This is a genomic window from Bradyrhizobium sp. B124 (assembly GCF_038967635.1).
Taxonomy (GTDB): Bacteria; Pseudomonadota; Alphaproteobacteria; order Rhizobiales; family Xanthobacteraceae; genus Bradyrhizobium.
Genome location: NZ_CP152413.1, coordinates 2,823,066 through 2,840,791, shown reverse-complemented (window position 1 = coordinate 2,840,791; position 17,726 = coordinate 2,823,066). Strand labels below are relative to the sequence as shown.

9 protein-coding genes, 1 tRNA gene and 3 pseudogenes are annotated in these 17,726 nt (G+C 62.0%); 11 read left to right on the top strand and 2 right to left on the bottom strand.

The annotated features are described in order from the left end of the window. Positions 1-575: 575 nt before the first annotated feature. The 7 genes and pseudogenes from AAFG13_RS13795 to AAFG13_RS13765 all read left to right on the top strand — a co-directional run. Positions 576-1,202 (top strand): annotated as a pseudogene (locus AAFG13_RS13795) (biotin/lipoyl-binding protein); the annotation flags it as partial. Positions 1,203-1,423: 221 nt separating this feature from the next. Beyond that, positions 1,424-1,852: pseudogene (locus tag AAFG13_RS13790) on the top strand (HlyD family secretion protein); the annotation flags it as partial. A gap of 1,102 nt (positions 1,853-2,954) precedes the next feature. Next, positions 2,955-3,959: a TRAP transporter substrate-binding protein gene (locus AAFG13_RS13785; RefSeq protein WP_207831615.1), complete on the top strand. Its 1,005-nt coding sequence runs from the start codon at positions 2,955-2,957 to the stop codon at positions 3,957-3,959. A gap of 225 nt (positions 3,960-4,184) precedes the next feature. Next, complete coding sequence (locus AAFG13_RS13780; RefSeq protein ID WP_092115779.1) at positions 4,185-4,757, top strand: TRAP transporter small permease; 573 nt, start codon at positions 4,185-4,187, stop codon at positions 4,755-4,757. Then, positions 4,757-6,040: a TRAP transporter large permease subunit gene (locus tag AAFG13_RS13775; RefSeq protein WP_092115778.1), complete on the top strand. Its 1,284-nt coding sequence runs from the start codon at positions 4,757-4,759 to the stop codon at positions 6,038-6,040. Before AAFG13_RS13780 ends, AAFG13_RS13775 begins: the two co-directional genes overlap by 1 nt. A gap of 211 nt (positions 6,041-6,251) precedes the next feature. Next, on the top strand, positions 6,252-6,833 hold the full coding sequence (locus tag AAFG13_RS13770; RefSeq protein WP_212310423.1) for a Spy/CpxP family protein refolding chaperone: 582 nt from the start codon (positions 6,252-6,254) through the stop codon (positions 6,831-6,833). Positions 6,834-6,998: 165 nt separating this feature from the next. Further along, a tRNA-Lys gene (locus tag AAFG13_RS13765) sits at positions 6,999-7,074 on the top strand. 203 nt (positions 7,075-7,277) lie between these two features. On the opposite strand, the pseudogene AAFG13_RS13760 reads toward AAFG13_RS13765, so the two are convergent. Together AAFG13_RS13760 and AAFG13_RS13755 are read right to left on the bottom strand one after the other, a co-directional pair. Continuing rightward, positions 7,278-7,451, bottom strand: a pseudogene (locus tag AAFG13_RS13760) (IS630 family transposase); the annotation flags it as partial. A 641-nt stretch (positions 7,452-8,092) separates the two neighbouring features. Continuing rightward, on the bottom strand, positions 8,093-8,818 hold the full coding sequence (locus AAFG13_RS13755) for a helix-turn-helix domain-containing protein (protein ID WP_342712334.1): 726 nt from the start codon (positions 8,816-8,818) through the stop codon (positions 8,093-8,095). Between the two features lie 164 nt (positions 8,819-8,982). Here AAFG13_RS13755 and AAFG13_RS13750 point away from each other — a divergent pair, with 164 nt between their 5' ends. Genes AAFG13_RS13750 through narJ form a run of 4 tightly spaced genes read left to right on the top strand, consistent with a single transcriptional unit; the run spans position 8,983 to position 17,718 of the window. Beyond that, on the top strand, positions 8,983-11,727 hold the full coding sequence (locus AAFG13_RS13750; RefSeq protein ID WP_342712333.1) for an MFS transporter: 2,745 nt from the start codon (positions 8,983-8,985) through the stop codon (positions 11,725-11,727). Positions 11,728-11,738: 11 nt separating this feature from the next. After that, complete coding sequence (locus AAFG13_RS13745) at positions 11,739-15,491, top strand: nitrate reductase subunit alpha (RefSeq protein ID WP_342712332.1); 3,753 nt, start codon at positions 11,739-11,741, stop codon at positions 15,489-15,491. Next, positions 15,488-17,008: a nitrate reductase subunit beta gene (narH, locus tag AAFG13_RS13740; RefSeq protein WP_212310420.1), complete on the top strand. Its 1,521-nt coding sequence runs from the start codon at positions 15,488-15,490 to the stop codon at positions 17,006-17,008. The genes AAFG13_RS13745 and narH overlap by 4 nt, the downstream gene beginning before the upstream one ends. Beyond that, complete coding sequence (gene narJ / locus AAFG13_RS13735) at positions 17,008-17,718, top strand: nitrate reductase molybdenum cofactor assembly chaperone (RefSeq protein WP_212310419.1); 711 nt, start codon at positions 17,008-17,010, stop codon at positions 17,716-17,718. The genes narH and narJ overlap by 1 nt, the downstream gene beginning before the upstream one ends. Positions 17,719-17,726 lie beyond the last annotated feature (8 nt).

Here is a 17,726-nt window from a genome sequence, read left to right as displayed (position 1 = left end):
GTTGACGAGAAGGGTCCATAGGCTTGTCCGCCCGCCGATTCGCTGCACCCAACCCAGGGGTCTTTGCCGTGGGGGAGGCTGGACTCGCAACCACCGTTGCAGTTGCTGGCGACCTTCTCCAGACTGGCGATCCGCCCCAAGACTGTATCCGGCGCAGGCGACGGCGTTCGCGCGCCTGAGGATGACGCGTGACCGGTTGACGATGTCCGGCGAGCAGCCACCCTGCTGCTTGCGACCTCCTTCGGCCTGATTGGCCTTGCCGCCTGCTTCGGCGCGTCGACCGTGATGGAGGGAAGCGGGGCGCTGGAGCCAGTTGCGGTTTGCGACGCAGCAGGGCCGCTCAGCAAGACAGTTGACAGGAAAGCTATGGCGGAGGGCGCGACAAACCTTGACGACAATTTCATGACCTTGTCCTCTCGAGGACGGACATGCCGTCCTAATTGCATTGCCACGCAGATTCAACTAGCCGAAATTCCAGAACTTGGCCACTGAGGGGCAAGAGAACTTCTGCCGATGACCGCCCTTGACATGGTTGCGAGGGACGATGTGGAGCTCGCGCCCGCAGCGGTCGCCAGATCTTCTACTATCATCCTTCCACCACCTCGGCGGCGATCTACTTCCGCACCGTGCCCATCCTGCCTGAGGTGGCCGGCCGCGTCGCCGAAGTGAATGTCGGCTACAGCGCCCCCGTGAAGATGGGCGATGTTCTGTTCAGGCTCGATAATTCGAAGCAGCAGGCCGCGCTGGAGACGGCGAAGCGGAAAGTCACCGAGGTCGATGCGTCGCTGACCAGCGCGCGGGCCGATGTGGTCAAGGCCGAAGCGCAGGCCGGCGAGGCCAAGGCGTCCTGGCAGCAGGCCAAGGACGAACTGGACACCAAGAGCGAACTGCAGCGCCGTAATCCCGGCATCGTGCCGCAGCGCGATATCGAGAAGCTGCAGGTCGCCGTCGATCACAGACAGGCAGGCATCGATGCCGCGAACGCGGTGCGGGAGACCGCGGTGCTGCGCATCTCCACGCTGCTGCCCGCCGAGAAGGCGAGCGCAGAGGCCGCGATGGCCGAGGCGCAGGTCGATCTCGACAAGACCTATATCCGCGCCGGTGTTGACGGGCGGGTCGAGCAATTCACGCTTCGGACGGGCGATGTCGTCAATCAGATGATGCGCCCGGCGGGCATATTGATACCTGAGGGCGCGGGCCGGAGCGTGAGAGCTCACTGATGCTCAACAGGACCTCGGACGGCGTATTGATTTGCACCGTCTTCAGCACCCCATAGACCGGACGTCGGTTCGTCACCTATTGCCGGCCTGCTGCTCGCCATCCTTCCGGCGCTCAAATCAAGCCCGGGGACAGAAAACAGCTGTATCAGCGCCATAGGCGCAAACGCAGCCATGGCGATCAGCCAGCCGCGAAAGCTGGCCCGTTGCAGGCCGGCTTTGGCCAGATCGAGGCCCAGGTCATGAAGCCCGGCATGGTCGCGGAGGCAACCTGCATCTCGAAGCACTGGACGATCATTCCGCTCGTCGTCACCGGTGTGCAGGACTACATCGCCACCGGTCAATTCCGCTCCGGCGAGCAGCTGATCGATCCGCAAGCCCTGCGCCAACCGGGCTCGATCCTCACGTTTCTGGAGCCGCTCTACACCGGCGGCCTTGAAGGCGTCACGCCAGGCTCCAGCTGCATCGTCAATGCCTATACGAGCAACCACGATGTGATCGCTGATCCGAAGACCGGCACGCTCAAGGGATTTGCGTTGCATGTCGTCGACGTAACGGGGCTCGTACACGCGCTCCTGCTGCGCATCCAGGCCCTGCTGCTACCGGTCAAGACGCTGGTGCTCAGCGGTCACTGAGATTGCAACTAGCGGCTAAGGCACGATGACGGTTCAGTTCAATCTCTCTCTCTTGTTCCCCGCTGTTGCCGGTTGGACACGACGGGCAACTCAGCAAAAGCTGTCAATATCGCCATAAGAAAATATTCCGCTTGGCGTTTCACCCAACTCAGATGTTCAATACATCCATCTCACCCGATCGAGGGGCGCTTCGCGATCGTCACGAACGTGGGTTGAGATGCGGTGGACGCTGATGTCACGGCTGACGAGTGTGGCTGAAGCGGACGGTGAAGTCGTGTGGTCCTGACGCCCTAGCGGCAGGTGTCCTCTCGCAAGATGCAATGCGTGTTGCGAGGGCGGTGACAAGCAAGCCCAGTCTCGCCGGGGAGAGCACGAAGTAAGCCGTAACCCACCGCGCAGGGAAAGCCGGGTTGTTTCCGGTTACACCTGTGGTCCTACCCCCGTGCTTTCTACCTTTTGCACGGGGCCCATGGGTGCGATCGGCACCCGGCTTTCCCTGCGCCCTCTTCAAGAGCGAGGGCGGAATGAGATGCAAAACTTCGGACAGATGATGTCGCGAGAACGAGAATCTGTATCCTCATCCTCACCTGTCATCGCCCGGCTCGACCGGGCGATCCAGTACGCCGTGGCCCCTCGGCTCAAGCACTGCTGTCTCTGGAATACTGGATCACCCGCATGCGCATGCGCATATGATGACACCGCACTGTTTGACATCTTGAATTGCGACCCACCCTCATCGTCGTCCCGGCCTGCGCCGGGACGACAAACGACAAGTCCCGCTCACAATTCTCGCTGCGGAGTATGGGTCCCTGCTTTCGCAGGGACGACATCGGAGATGGGCGCCAGCATTCGCGCCCGGCGAACTCGCCATTGCCAAACCTCGTATTGACCGCGCCGCCATGGCCGGGCACAGCGTGCGGGCGGTGTCAATGAACGGTCGCAAGAGCCGAAAGGGATACCGCCGCATCGGATTTTGCAGTGCAGCAACGGCGCAATTTAGCCCCTGCTAAAGGGGCAATGGCAATCGGCGTGGCTTGTCTGTAATGGTGCGACCGGATGTCTCGGGGCCGGTATTCGTGCTCCGCAATACGCGGGAGGAAACATGCGTAAGTTCATTTTGGCCGCGGCGTCGATCGCGGCCTTGACCTTTGTCGGGCAGGCCTCGGCGCAGTCGCCGATCGTCATCAAGTTCAGCCACGTGGTGGCCTCGGATACGCCGAAGGGCAAGGCGGCCGACAAGTTCAAGGAACTCGCCGAGAAGTACACCGGCGGCAAGGTGAAGGTCGAGGTCTATCCGAACTCGACGCTCTACAAGGACAAGGAAGAACTCGAGGCGCTGCAGCTCGGCGCGGTGCAGATGCTGGCGCCGTCGAACTCGAAGTTCGGCCCGATCGGCATCAAGGAATTCGAAGTCTTCGATCTGCCCTACATCCTCCCCGACCTGAAATCGCTGCGCAAGGTGACCGACGGTCCGCTCGGCGCCCAGCTGCTCAAGAAGCTGGATTCCAAGGGCATGACCGGTCTCGCCTATTGGGACAACGGCTTCAAGCAGATGAGCGCGAACAAGAAGCTGGTCGCGCCCGCCGACTACAAGGGACTGAAATTCCGCATCCAGTCGTCGAAGGTGCTGGAGGCCCAGTTCCGCGCGCTCGGTTCGATTCCGCAGGTGATGGCGTTCTCCGACGTCTACCAGGCGCTGCAGACCGGCGTGGTCGACGGCCAGGAGAACACCTGGTCGAACATCTACACCCAGAAAATGCATGAGGTGCAGAAGTACGCGACCGTCACCAATCACGGCTACATCGGCTACGTCGTGGTCGTGAACAAGAAGTTCTGGGACGGCCTGCCGGCCGACATCCGCGACGAACTGAACAAGGCGATGAAGGAAGCCACCGAGTTCGGCAACAACCAGTCGGCCAAGGAGAACGAGGACGCGCTCGCCGAGATCAAGAAGGCCGGCAAGACCGAGATCATCTCGCTGACGCCGGAGCAGGACGAGGCGATGCGCAAGGCGATGATGCCGGTCTACAAGGACGTTGCCTCGCGCGTCGGCCAGCCGCTGATCGACGAATTCCTGAAGGAAACCGGCCGTAGCCCGATGAACTAAGGCGGTGTTTGCACCTCGCCTCGCGTGCGCGGAGAGGTCGAAATTCAAGCGCAGCTTGAATTTCGGGTGAGGGGGAGTTTCCGCGAACGCAACTATCAACGTGTGCGCGGACGGAGCCCCTCAACCAACCCTCTTGGGGCGAGCTTCGCTCGTCCCGGCCCGTAAGAACGGGGAGAGGGAGATTAGTGCTCTGGCCGCAGGGGGCGGCCATGACAGGGGAGATCAATGCTGCTGAAAATTCTGGACCGGCTCGAGGAAATCATCATCGCGAGCCTGATGGGCGCCGCGACGCTTCTGACCTTCGTCACGGTCGTGCACCGCTTCCTGGTCGACGTGCCGGTGCTCTATCCATATCTGTTCGGCATCAATCTCGCATGGTCGCAGGAACTCTGCATCTACATGTTCATCTGGATGGCGAAGTTCGGCGCCGCCTATGGCGTGCGCACCGGCATCCATGTCGGCGTCGACGTGCTGATCAACCGCCTCAATGACGCCTGGCGCAAGCGCACCATCAGCTTCGGCCTGCTCGGCGGCGCGCTGTTCACCGCGATCGTCGGCACCATGGGCGCCAAATTCGTGTTCGAGCTGATGCACACCGACCAGGTCTCGCCCGACCTCGAGATCCCGAGCTGGATCGTCTATGCCTGCATCCCGCTCGGCTCCTACCTGATGTGCTTCCGCTTCCTGCAGGTGTGCTGGAATTACTGGTGGACCGACGAGCTGCCGCACCATGACGCCTCCCACGTCGATGGCGTCGAGACCAGCAAGACCGCGCCCGTTGCGCTTGGAGAAGCGTGATGAGCGCCGCACTTATCTTCGGACTGCTGTTTGCCCTGATGCTGACGGGCATGCCGATCTCGATCTCGCTCGGCCTGACCGTGCTCACCTTCCTGTTCACCATGACCGAGGTGCCGATCGAGAGCGTCGGCCTGAAGCTGTTTTCGGGCCTCGACAATTTCGGCATCATGGCGATCCCGTTCTTCATCCTGGCCGGCACGTTCCTGACCCGCGGCGGCGTCGCGCGCCGCATGATCGCGTTCACGACCTCGCTGGTCGGGCATCTGCCCGGCGGCCTTGGGCTCGCCGGCGTCGCGGCCTGCGCGATGTTCGCGGCGATCTCGGGCTCGAGCGTCGCCACCGTGGTCGCGATCGGCTCGATCATGATGCCGGCGATGGTCGATCACGGCTATCCGAAGCGTTTCGGCGTCGGCGTGATCTCGACCTCGGGCGCGCTCGGCATCCTGGTGCCGCCCTCGATCATCCTGGTGCTCTACGGCGTCTCCACCAACACCTCGATCGGCGCGCTGTTCATGGCCGGCATCGTCCCGGGCGTGCTGCTCGCGCTGATGCTGGCCGCGGTGACCTTCTTCGTGGCGCAGCGCAACGGCTACCCGAAGATGCCGCGCGCGACCATCGGCCAGCAGTTCACGGCGTTCCGCGAAAGCATCTGGGGCCTGTCGCTGATCGCGATCGTGCTCGGCGGCATCTATGGCGGCATCTTCACGCCGACGGAAGCCGCGGCAGTCGCCGCGACCTACGCCTTCTTCATCACCGTGTTCGTCTACAAGGAGCTGAAGCTCTCCGAGGTGCCGAAGGTGCTGTTGCAGGCGGCGAGCATGAGCTCGATGCTGCTCTACATCATCACCAACGCGGTGCTGTTCTCGTTCCTGATGACGCATGAGCAGATCCCGCAGGAGATGGCGGCCTGGATCATCGACAAGAACTTCTCGGTCTGGATGTTCCTGCTCGTGGTCAACGTCATCCTGCTGCTCGCCGGCAACGTGATGGACCCGTCGTCGATCCTCCTGATCATGGCGCCGATCCTGTTTCCGCTGGCGACCAAGCTCGGCGTGCATCCGGTGCATCTCGGTATCCTGATGATCGTCAACACCGAGGTCGGGCTGTGCCATCCGCCTGTTGGCCTCAATCTCTACATCGCGAGCAGTATCGCCAAGATGGGCATCAGCGAGATCACGATCTCGGTCCTGCCGTGGCTGTGCGCGATGCTGGTGTTCCTCGGCCTGATCACCTACGTGCCGGAGATCTCGCTGTGGCTGCCGCGGCTGTTGGGAATGATCTAGCCAGCGCATGATCCGGAAAAGTGTGAAGCGGCTTTCCGATAAGATCATGCGCAAACAATCAGAAAACCAAAGCGCGACCTCGCGCTTTGGATGTTTCTGACGGGCAATGAAGCGGATTACATCTTGGCAAGAAAGGTCTCTCTGTCCAATCCGTAAGTTGAAGGCCGCAGCAGGCGGTATCATCCTCAGGCAAACTTCAAAGGAGGTTTGGATGAAGAAAGTTCTGCTCGCCGGCATCGCGGCGCTCACGATTGCCGGTTCGACCGCGGTCTATGCGCAGCATCGCCCGTGGTTCCATGGCCAGATGCGGATGAGCCCCGAGGACCGGGCCGCCTTCCTCGACGCGCGCATTGCTGCGGTGCACGCCGGGCTGAAGCTGACCGCCGATCAGGAGAAGCTGTGGCCGCCGGTCGAAACCGCGGTGCGCGACTTCGCCAAGATGCGGCTCGATCGCGCCAACGCCCGGATGGCCGCGGAGAAGACCGATGCGGACAAGGCCGGGACGCCGGATGATCCGGTCGCGCGGCTGCGCGAGCGCGCCGACAACATGGCCGCGACCGCGACGTCGCTGAAGAAGATCGCCGATGCCGCCGACCCGCTCTACAAGACGCTCGACGACAACCAGAAGCGGAGGCTGACCATGCTCACCCACATGGAAGGGCGCGGCTTCGGCGCCGAGGGTTGGCGCCGCCATCGCCTCGAGCGCGGCATGGACCGCTGGGAGCGCGGCGGCCGCGACCATCATTTCGACCGCGACGACGGTCCGGATCAGGAACGCTCCGGCCGGCTCTGAGGGCCAGCCACCGGCATCCTCGCCAAGCCTATGAAAGGCTGCCGGAATCCGGCGGCCTTTCGGCTGTCAGAAAGTCGGGAAAAGTTGCGCCAGCTTGCTGGACATCGCGGAATCGCTTTGCTAAACGACGGCCTCTCTTGCGAGGGTCATTTCCGGACAAGTTCCGGGCGCATAGCTCAGTTGGTAGAGCAGCTGACTCTTAATCAGCGGGTCCCAGGTTCGAGCCCTGGTGCGCCCACCACCCTCAAGAGGTTGGCCCTGCGGGGCTTTTTTAATTTTCCGGACAGAACAAACCCGGTCTCGTGCGACGTTTTTGTGGTCGTACGTCGCACGCCATGCGACGAGTCGTGATGTTCCGGGAGCGTTCTAAGCGGGATCCGATACACAGCATCGTCTATGACCAGGGTTGTAGAGACTGCCCCTCCTCAGGTTTGAAGCAAAGCACTAGAGCGTTAGCCTATCGGGTTGCAAGTAGCCGGCGGCGGCGAAGTAGTTTGAGGATTCTGCGGGCGTGTAAGTGTCGATGATGCGCCCGACAGCATCCCAGAGGCCGCCGACGGTGCGTTCGGCGGCCTTTCGCAGATTTGCTTTGAGCTTCGCGAAGGCATTCTCGACAGGTTGTTGTTTTCCAATGGCCGTGAGGACAGTCGCACTGACCCGTCTCCGGCATTCGCGACATAGAGCATGTCGGTCGACGGTTCGTAGCCGACGCCCTGCGGTTCCTTAAGTCCTGATATTCTGCGGATCAATTTGCGATTGGCGAGATCGACAATTCCGACACTATCGTTGCCCAACTCGGCAACGAAGAGACGTTGCCTCTTCAAATCGATGGCCATGTGGTCGACGCGGCCACGCACGTCGCCCAGCACAATTCTGGTCTCGAGCTGAAGCGGGCTTGCATCCGCTGACTGAGCAGGGACTGCGGTGTTAGCCAGCATCAGAATGCTGGCTAACACCGTCAAGGTGGTCCGAAGCGAAGTTAACATCGCCACACCATTCCCGAGAGACGAACGGCGTCTCTCTGCCGATGCGTTGCTCAGTGAAGAGTGCCCTAGCTAGTCCGGCGAGAGCGTCATGCGTCCGTTAATCCTTAACCTCTCCGCCGTCAGTCGGATTGCGTTCGCTGCCGGTTCGATCATGCAGCCCAACAGCGGCCGCGGGATATGGTGGAGGAGCCGCCTGCACGGGAGGCCCCGAGATGACGTGCCTCTTTGATCAACCAATCAGCCGCTCGCAACCCCTTGGGCCTGAATCCACACTCAGGAGTTTGGGTCGTCTATGAACCTTTGTGGACGCGCAAAAGCCTCCAGCAGGTCTCTTCGGTCTATGATGATTTCCCGGCCACGGATACGCACGCCATGCTCGGTCAGATGCGCTAGATTGCGTGAAAGATTCTCGCGGGTCGTGCCGATGTGGGATGCCAGGGTGGCGCGGTCGAATGGCAGGACGAGATGCTTGCCTGATGCCGCGCTTTGCGCCTCTGACAGGATCCAGTTGGCCAGACGTTCGACGCTCGATCGCGCCACATAGCCCTTCAATTTCTTCACTGCGCCGCGATAGGCCGATGCAAGCTCGCTTGTGACGGTCTGGGCAAATTCGATCTCCCGCCCCAGGATCGTCCGCACGCCTTGTGCCGGGATCAGCAGAATGCGGGATTCCTTCAACGTTCTTGCCGAGTTCAGGTAGCGCTGGTCGCCCACGACGGCCGCAAGAATGAAGGTCGAGACTGGCGCGAGCAGGGAAATTCCCCACTCGACTCCGTCCTGTTCGGTAAAGATTTCGACCAGACCATCGATCAAGACGTGCAGGAAGTCGGGAGCATCGCCCTCGTGAATGAGATGCACACCGACCGGAAACTGCTGCAGCAGCGCGCCTTGCAACAGGTTATCGAGACTCTGCTCGGTCATCCGCGCGAACAGAGGCAAGGACTTCACCCGATCGAAATCATCAGAGCGCAACTGGTCGATCTCCGTGACGTGTGACAAATATCAAATCACGATGCCACAAAATGCAATCGGAAGGGCGTCTTTTTGCAAATTCAGGGTGCCTTTCTCACACCATCGACGGGATCATTGATCTGGAACAACCACGGACGCGCTGATCTTTGCGCATGAGTGCCTCCAATGCCGGTGGGTGATTGGAGACTTCAATGGGCGCAACTGGTTCAAGCTCTTCGCATAGCGGTCGAGCGCTCTGGCTTTCGACAATTTCCTTCACCATCTGCTTCGCGGTCTGGACGATATTCTCGATCATCGGCATCCGGATCAAGCAGGAGCTCGGTCTGAACGACACCGAGTTCGGGCTGCTGGTAGGCACCCCGATCCTCAGCGGCTCGCTAATCCGCCTCGTGCTTGGTATCTGGACTGACCAGTATGGCGGGCGGCGGGTCTACACGGTGGTGATGCTCGCCGCCGCGGTCGCCACCTACCTGCTGACGTGGGCGCACACTTATCCTGAATTCCTGGTCGCCGCACTTTTCGTCGGTGTCGCCGGAGGATCCTTTGCGGTCGGCGTCGCCTACGTGTCCCGCTTTTTCCCGACCGCCAGGCAGGGCACGGCGCTCGGCATTTTCGGCGCAGGCAATGTCGGCGCCGCGGTCACGAAATTCCTCGCTCCGTTCGTTCTGGTTGCCTATGGCTGGCAGACGACCGCGCAGGTCTGGGCGGCTGCGATCGGCGTAATGGGCATCTTGTTCTGGCTCCTTTCCGAGGAAGACCCGGTGGTGCGCGAGCGGCGTGCCAGGAACGAGAAGCCGAAGAGCGCCTGGCTTGAGCTCGAGCCACTGAAGAACATCCAGGTGTGGCGCTTCTCGCTCTATTACTTCTTCGTGTTCGGCGCCTTCGTCGCACTCTCGCTGTGGCTGCCGCAATATCTGATCAAGGTCTACGGCGTCGATATCAAGACTGCCGGGATGCTGGCGGCGATGTTTTCGTTTCCGGCGAGCGTTTTTCGCGCCTATGGCGGCCATCTCTCCGACCGCTATGGCGCGCGCCGCATCATGTATTGGACGTTCCTGGTCGGAGTAGCGGCAACCTTTGTGCTGTCCTACCCGCCGACCGACTATCTCGTGAAGACCGTGAACGGCACCGTCGGCTTCCATCTGGAGATGGGGTTGGTGCCGTTCGTGGTGACAGTGTTCGTTCTGGGCTTCTTCATGGCGCTCGGAAAGGCTGCGGTCTACAAGCACATCCCGGTCTACTATCCGCAGAATGTCGGCGCGGTGGGCGGTCTGGTCGGCATGATCGGCGGTCTCGGCGGTTTCGTGCTGCCCATCGCCTTCGGCGCGCTCGTCGATCTGACCGGGCTCCGGACCAGCTGCTTCATGCTGCTGTTCCTGCTGGTCACGATCGCGCTGGTCTGGATGCACGTCTCCATCAGGCAGATGGAGCGCGGCGTGGTCGGCGAAGCACTCAAGAAGCTTCCCGAACTGCCGGAGATGCAGGAGATTCACCGACCACAGCATGTCGGCGCTCTGTCCGGCGCCGTCCTCACCGACTGGCGGCCGGAGGATGCTGCGTTCTGGGAGGGCGGCGGCCGTGCCATCGCCCGGCGCAATCTCTGGCTCTCGATCCCCGCGCTGCTGCTGTCTTTCGCGGTCTGGCAGGTCTGGTCGGTGGTGGTGGCCAAGCTGCCTTCGGTCGGATTCAGGTTCACGACTGACCAGCTGTTCTGGCTTGCGGCGCTGCCCGGCATATCGGGCGCGGTGCTGCGGATCTTCTACTCCTTCATGGTGCCGATCTTCGGCGGCCGGCTGTGGACCACGCTCGCCACCTGGTCGCTGCTGCTGCCCGCTGTCGGTATCGGCTATGCCGTGCAAAATCCGGCGACGCCCTATCCGGTCTTCCTTGGGCTTGCGCTGTTGTGTGGTTTCGGCGGCGGCAATTTTGCCTCCTCCATGGCCAACATCTCGTTCTTCTTCCCCCGCGCGGAGAAGGGAAACGCGCTCGCGCTCAATGCAGGCCTCGGCAATCTCGGCGTCAGCGTCGTGCAGTTCGTCGTGCCGATCGTGATCACCGTGGGCGTGTTCGGTTGGTTCGGCGGCGATCCGACCGCGGTCAAGAGCGGGAGCACCGATGTGCCGCTCTGGCTGCAGAATGCCGGCTTCGTCTGGGTTCCGTTCATCGTCGCCAGCGCCTTTGCGGCCTGGTTCGGCATGAACGACATTGCGTCCGCCAAAGCCTCCTTTGCCGACCAGGCGGTAATCTTCCAGCGTAAGCACAACTGGATCATGTGCTGGCTGTACACCGGCACTTTCGGTTCGTTCATCGGCTACTCGGCCGGCTTCCCCCTGCTGACGAAGACCCAATTTCCCGCCGTCGATGCGTTGCAATTCGCCTTCCTGGGCCCGCTGGTCGGTGCGCTCTCGCGCTCGGCCACGGGGTGGATGGCCGATAAATGGGGCGGCGGCCGCGTGACCGTCGGCGTGTTCGCGCTGATGATGATCGGCGTGCTCGGAGTGCTCTATTTCCTCGGCATCAAGGATCAACCCGGCGCGTTCTGGGGCTTCTTCGCGATGTTCCTGCTGTTGTTCTTCGCGACCGGCGTCGGCAACGCGTCGACCTTCCAAATGATTCCCAACATCATGCGGCGGGAGATGGACCGGCTGATGCCGACCGCCGATCCCGCGACCCGGCTGCGCCAGGCCGAGAAGGAATCGGCCGCCATCACCGGCTTCACCTCGGCGATCGCCGCGTTCGGTGCGTTCTTCATTCCGAAGTCGTTCGGTACCTCGATCGATCTCACTGGCGGCGTTCAGGCGGCGCTGTGGGGATTTTTCATCTTCTATGTGACCTGCATCGTCATCACCTGGGCTGTCTATACCCGCAAGGGCGGCCTGCTTCATGACATCGAACGGCGCGCTCAGATTTCGCCCGCCACCCAGCCCGCGGAATAAGGAGACGAGGGATGAGCCATTTCCTGGACAGGCTGACATTCTTCACGCGCGCCAAGCCGGATTTTGCCAACGGTCACGGCGTGACGACAACCGAGGACCGCTCCTGGGAGGACGGCTACCGGAAGCGCTGGCAGCACGACAAGATCGTGCGGTCGACACATGGCGTGAACTGTACCGGCTCCTGCTCGTGGAAGGTCTACGTCAAGGGGGGTATCGTCACCTGGGAAACCCAGCAGACCGACTATCCGCGCACACGCCCGGACCTTCCCAACCATGAACCTCGCGGCTGCGCGCGCGGCGCCAGCTATAGCTGGTACCTCTATTCCGGCAATCGCGTGAAATATCCGCTGGTGCGCTCGCGGCTGTTGAAGCTGTGGCGCGAGGCGCGCACTGTGATGGCACCGGTCGCGGCCTGGAAATCGATCGTCGAAGATCCGACGAAACGAGCGGCTTATGTGCAGAAGCGCGGCCTTGGCGGCTTCGTCCGCGCCAGCTGGACCGAGGTCAACGAGATCGTCGCCGCCGCAAACGCCTACACCGCGAAAACCTATGGTCCAGACCGCGTGTTCGGCTTCTCGCCGATTCCAGCGATGTCGATGGTGAGCTACGCGGCAGGTGCGCGCTACCTGTCGCTGCTCGGCGGCGTCTGCATGTCGTTCTACGACTGGTATTGCGATCTTCCGCCGGCCTCGCCGCAGACCTGGGGCGAGCAGACCGACGTGCCCGAAAGCGCAGACTGGTACAATTCCGGCTTCCTGATCCTGTGGGGATCGAACGTCCCGCAGACCCGCACGCCGGATGCGCATTTCTATACCGAGGTCCGCTACAAGGGCGCCAAGAGCGTCGTGATCTGTCCGGACTATTCGGAAGCTTCGAAATTCGCCGATCTCTGGGTGTCGCCCAAGCAAGGCACCGACGCGGCGCTGGCGATGGCCATGGGGCACGTGATCCTCAAGGAATTTCACGTCGATCGGCAGGCCAGATATTTCAACGACTACACGCGCCAGTATACGGATATGCCATTTCTGGTGCGGCTGGTGAAATCCGAGGGACGGCTCGTACCTGAGCGGTTCGTGCGCGCCTCGGATTTCGCCACTTCGCTCGATGAGGCCAACAATCCGGAGTGGAAGACGGTGGCCTATGACGAGGAAACCGGAGAGATCGTGGTCCCGAACGGCTCGGTCGGATTCCGCTGGGGCGAGCAGGGCAAATGGAATCTGGAGGAGCGGGACTCAATGAGCCGCAACACCAAGCTCCGGTTGTCGCTCAGCGATATCAGGGATGAACTGGCCGATGTGGCGTTTCCCTATTTCGGCAATCGCGAGCACGACCATTTCAAGGGAACCGACCATCCGGACGTCTTGACGCGCAAGATCCCCGCCAAGCGGATCCAGCTGAAGGACGGCGAGGCGCTGGTGGCGTCGGTCTACGACCTGTTCGTCGCCAATTACGGCGTCGATCGCGGCTTCGGCGGCGAGCATCTCGGCAACAGCTACGACGACGTCCAGCCCTATACGCCGGCGTGGGCGGAGAGAATCACCGGCGTGCCGCGCGATCAGATCATCGCGGTGGCGCGCGAATTCGCCGCCAATGCCGAGAAGACCGGCGGCCGCTCCATGGTCATCCTCGGCGCCGGGTTGAATCATTGGTATCACATGGACATGAACTACCGCGGCATCATCAACATGCTGGTGATGTGCGGCTGCATCGGACAGTCCGGCGGGGGCTGGTCGCATTACGTCGGTCAGGAGAAACTGCGGCCGCAGTCCGGCTGGACGCCGCTTGCCTTCGGTCTCGACTGGGGCCGCCCGCCGCGGCAGATGAATTCGACCTCGGCGTTCTATGCCCATACCGATCAATGGCGCTACGAGACGCTCGATGTGAAGGAAATTCTGTCACCGACGGCGCCGCAAGGTCCGTGGGACGGCGCGCTGATTGACTACAACGTTCGCGCCGAGCGGATGGGTTGGCTGCCTTCTGCACCGCAACTCGAGACCAACCCGTTGGAAGTTTCGAAGCTTGCGGCTGCCGCCGGGCTGGAGCCGAAGGATTACGTCGCCAAATCCCTCCAGTCTGGCGAACTGAAGCTGTCGTGCGAAGATCCCGATGGTCCGAAGAACTGGCCACGCAACATGTTCGTCTGGCGCTCGAACCTGCTGGGGGCGTCCGGCAAGGGGCATGAATACTTCCTGAAACATCTGCTGGGCACCAAGCACGGCGTGCTGGGTAAGGATCTCGGCGAGGACGGCAGGAAGAAGCCTCTTGAGGTCAAATGGCACGAAGACGCCCCGGAGGGAAAGCTCGATCTGCTGGTCACGCTGGACTTCCGGATGTCCACGACCTGCATGTACTCGGACATCGTGCTGCCAACCGCGACCTGGTACGAGAAGAACGATCTCAATACCTCCGACATGCATCCCTTCATTCACCCGCTGTCGGCGGCGATCGATCCGGTGTGGGAATCGCGGAGCGACTGGGACATCTACAAGGGCATCGCGGAAGCCTTCTCGAAGGTCGCACCCGAGGTGCTGGGCGTCGAGAAGGACGTCGTCCTCACCCCGATTATGCACGACAGTCCCGGCGAGATCGCCCAACCGTTCGACGTCAAGGACTGGAAGACGGGAGCAATCGATCCGATCCCCGGCAAGACCATGCCGGCGGTGACCGTGGTCGAGCGGGACTACCCGAACCTCTACAAGCGTTTCACTTCGCTCGGGCCGCTGATGAACAAGCTCGGCAATGGCGGCAAGGGCATGAGCTGGAACACCGATCATGAGGTCGAACTGCTCAAGAAGCTGAACGGCGTCGTAACGGAGGAAGGCGCGTCCAAAGGACTTGCTCGCATCGAGAGCGCGATCGACGCCTGCGAAGTCATCCTGAGCCTCGCTCCGGAAACCAACGGCGAGGTCGCGGTCAAGGCGTGGTCATCCCTCGGAAACTTCACCGGGCGAGATCACACCCATCTGGCCGTCCCCAAGGAGGACGAGAAGATCCGGTACCGCGACGTGGTTGCACAGCCGCGCAAGATCATTTCCTCGCCGATCTGGTCGGGCCTGGAGTCCGACAAGGTCTGTTATAACGCCGGCTACACCAACGTTCACGAGTTGATCCCGTGGCGCACGCTGACCGGTCGCCAGCAGCTCTATCAGGACCATCTGTGGATGCGCGCTTTCGGCGAGGGTTTCTGCGTCTACCGGCCGCCGATCGACACCAAGACGGTCAAGCCGGTGATCGACCGCAGGCCGAACGGCAACGACTCCGTGGTCTTGAACTTCATCACGCCGCACCAGAAGTGGGGCATTCACTCCACCTACACCGACAATCTCCTGATGCTGACGCTGTCGCGCGGCGGTCCGATCGTGTGGATCAGCGAACTCGACGCCAAGGCGGCGGGCATCGTCGATAACGACTGGATAGAGGCCTACAACACCAACGGCGCGCTGGTCGCACGCGCGGTGGTCTCGCAACGCGTCCGGCAAGGCATGTGTATGATGTATCATGCACAGGAGAAGATCGTGAATGTCCCGGGCTCCGAGCAGACCGGCCAGCGCGGCGGCATCCATAACTCCGTTACCCGTACCGTGCTCAAGCCGACCCACATGATCGGCGGCTACGTACAGCAAGCCTACGGCTTCAACTATTACGGCACGGTTGGCGCCAATCGCGACGAATTCGTCATCGTTCGCAAGATGTCGAAAGTCGACTGGCTCGACACGCCCGCCGCAGATCAACCCGGCACGTCCCGGCTGGAGGCCGCACAATGAAGATCCGCGCCCAGATCGCAATGGTGCTGAACCTCGACAAATGCATCGGGTGTCACACCTGCAGCGTCACCTGCAAGAACGTGTGGACCAGCCGTGAAGGCATGGAATATGCGTGGTTCAACAACGTCGAGACCAAGCCCGGTATCGGCTATCCCAAGGATTGGGAGAACCAGGCGCGCTGGAAGGGCGGTTGGAAGCGCAACCGCAACGGCTCGATCCAGCCGCGTATCGGCGGCAAGTGGCGGGTGCTGGCGAACATCTTCGCCAATCCTGATTTGCCCGAGATCGACGATTATTACGAGCCGTTCACCTTCGATTACCAGCATCTGCAGCAGGCGCCGGAAATGAAGGCGATGCCGACAGCTCGCCCGCGCTCGCTGGTCTCCGGCGAGCGGCTGGAGAAGATCCAGTGGGGCCCGAACTGGGAAGAAATCCTTGGCGGCGAGTTCGAAAAGCGCTCACAGGATTACAATTTCGAGGGCGTTCAGAAGGATATCTACGGCCAGTTCGAAAACACTTTCATGATGTACCTGCCACGGTTGTGCGAGCACTGCCTCAATCCGGCGTGCGTCGCGGCTTGTCCATCGGGCGCCATCTACAAGCGCGAAGAGGACGGCATCGTCCTGATCGACCAGGACAAGTGCCGTGGCTGGCGCATGTGCGTCTCCGGCTGCCCCTACAAGAAGATCTACTACAATTGGTCGTCTGGAAAATCGGAGAAGTGCATCTTCTGCTACCCGCGCATCGAAGCCGGTCAGCCGACGGTGTGTTCGGAGACCTGCGTCGGCCGTATCCGCTATCTCGGCGTCGTGCTGTACGACGCCGACCGCATCGCGGAAGCGGCGAGCAAGCCTGACGAACGTGATCTCTATCAGGCCCAGCTCGACATCTTCCTCAATCCGAACGATCCGCAGGTGATCGCCGAGGCCGAGCGGCAGGGCATTCCGCATGCCTGGCTCGAGGCGGCGAAGACCTCGCCGATCTGGAAGATGGCGATGGAGTGGAAGGTCGCATTCCCGCTGCATCCGGAATACCGCACCTTGCCGATGGTCTGGTACGTACCGCCGCTGTCGCCGATCACCTCGGCCGCCTCCGCCGGCAAGATCGGTCTTGACGGCGGCATGCCGGACGTCAAGTCGCTGCGGATTCCGATGCGCTACCTGGCCAATCTTCTGACCGCGGGCGATGAAGCGCCGGTGACGCTGGCACTCGAACGCATGATGGCGATGCGCGCCTATATGCGGGCCAAGACGCTCGACGGCGTCGTCGATGAAGCCATCGCCCGCCGGGTTGGTCTGAAGCCGGCCCAAATCGACGAGATGTACCAGATCATGGCGATCGCCAACTACGAGGATCGTTTCGTGATCCCGACCGCGCATCGCGAGCTCGGCGCCGACGCCTTCGACATCCGCGGCTCCTGCGGCTTCACCTTCGGCAATGGCTGCTCCGGCGGCGAGACCGAGACCAACCTGTTCGGTTCGCCCCGCAAGGCAAAGAATCCGATGGAGATCGCGTGATGAAGACGTTCAAGGTCCTCTCGGCCCTTCTGAGCTATCCGACCGAGGCGTTGATCGAAGCCGCGCCGGAGTTTGCGGCGGTGCTCGATGCCGAGAGGCTGGTGCCGGCGGCGTGCCGCGGTGCGGTCGACGTGCTGATCGAGGAAATCGCCATCGGCGATCTCTACGACCTGCAGGAGCGTTACGGCCTGCTGTTCGATCGCAGCAAGACGCTTGCGCTGCATCTGTTCGAGCATGTCCACGGTGAAAGCCGCGATCGCGGCCAGGCCATGGTCGATCTCAAAGCCATGTACGAAAATGCGGGGTTGGCGATCGCGGCGAACGAATTGCCGGATTACGTGCCGCTGTTCCTCGAATTCCTGGCGACGCAACCGTTTGCGGAGGCGCGTGAGCTCCTCGGGCAGACTGCGCATATTTTCGCGGCGCTCGCCGAACGGCTCGGGCGACGCGAGTCGAGCTACAAGGGTGTTTTCGACACGCTGGTCAAGATCGCTGCCGAAGCGCCGCGCCGCGATATTGTCGACGAGCTTCTGAAGGCGCCCGAGACCGACCCGATGGATCTGGTGGCGCTCGACGCGGCTTGGGAAGAGGAAGAAGTCCGGTTCGGGCCCGGCTCGCAGGGGCAGAGCGCCTGCGGCCACGAAACCCTGATCGCAAAGCTTCGGCACGCCCGTCGCGCCGTCGGGCCGGCGCCGTCACACCCGCAATAGAGGGCCAG

Excerpts from the sequence above, each read along its gene's own strand:
- AAFG13_RS13750 (WP_342712333.1), top strand. The coding sequence starts at position 8,983 with ATGGGCGCAACTGGTTCAAGCTCTTCGCATAGCGGTCGAGCGCTCTGG.
- AAFG13_RS13775 (WP_092115778.1), top strand. The coding sequence starts at position 4,757 with ATGAGCGCCGCACTTATCTTCGGACTGCTGTTTGCCCTGATGCTGACG.
- AAFG13_RS13770 (WP_212310423.1), top strand. The coding sequence starts at position 6,252 with ATGAAGAAAGTTCTGCTCGCCGGCATCGCGGCGCTCACGATTGCCGGT.
- AAFG13_RS13785 (WP_207831615.1), top strand. The coding sequence starts at position 2,955 with ATGCGTAAGTTCATTTTGGCCGCGGCGTCGATCGCGGCCTTGACCTTT.
- narH (WP_212310420.1), top strand. The coding sequence starts at position 15,488 with ATGAAGATCCGCGCCCAGATCGCAATGGTGCTGAACCTCGACAAATGC.
- AAFG13_RS13745 (WP_342712332.1), top strand. The coding sequence starts at position 11,739 with ATGAGCCATTTCCTGGACAGGCTGACATTCTTCACGCGCGCCAAGCCG.
- narJ (WP_212310419.1), top strand. The coding sequence starts at position 17,008 with ATGAAGACGTTCAAGGTCCTCTCGGCCCTTCTGAGCTATCCGACCGAG.
- AAFG13_RS13780 (WP_092115779.1), top strand. The coding sequence starts at position 4,185 with ATGCTGCTGAAAATTCTGGACCGGCTCGAGGAAATCATCATCGCGAGC.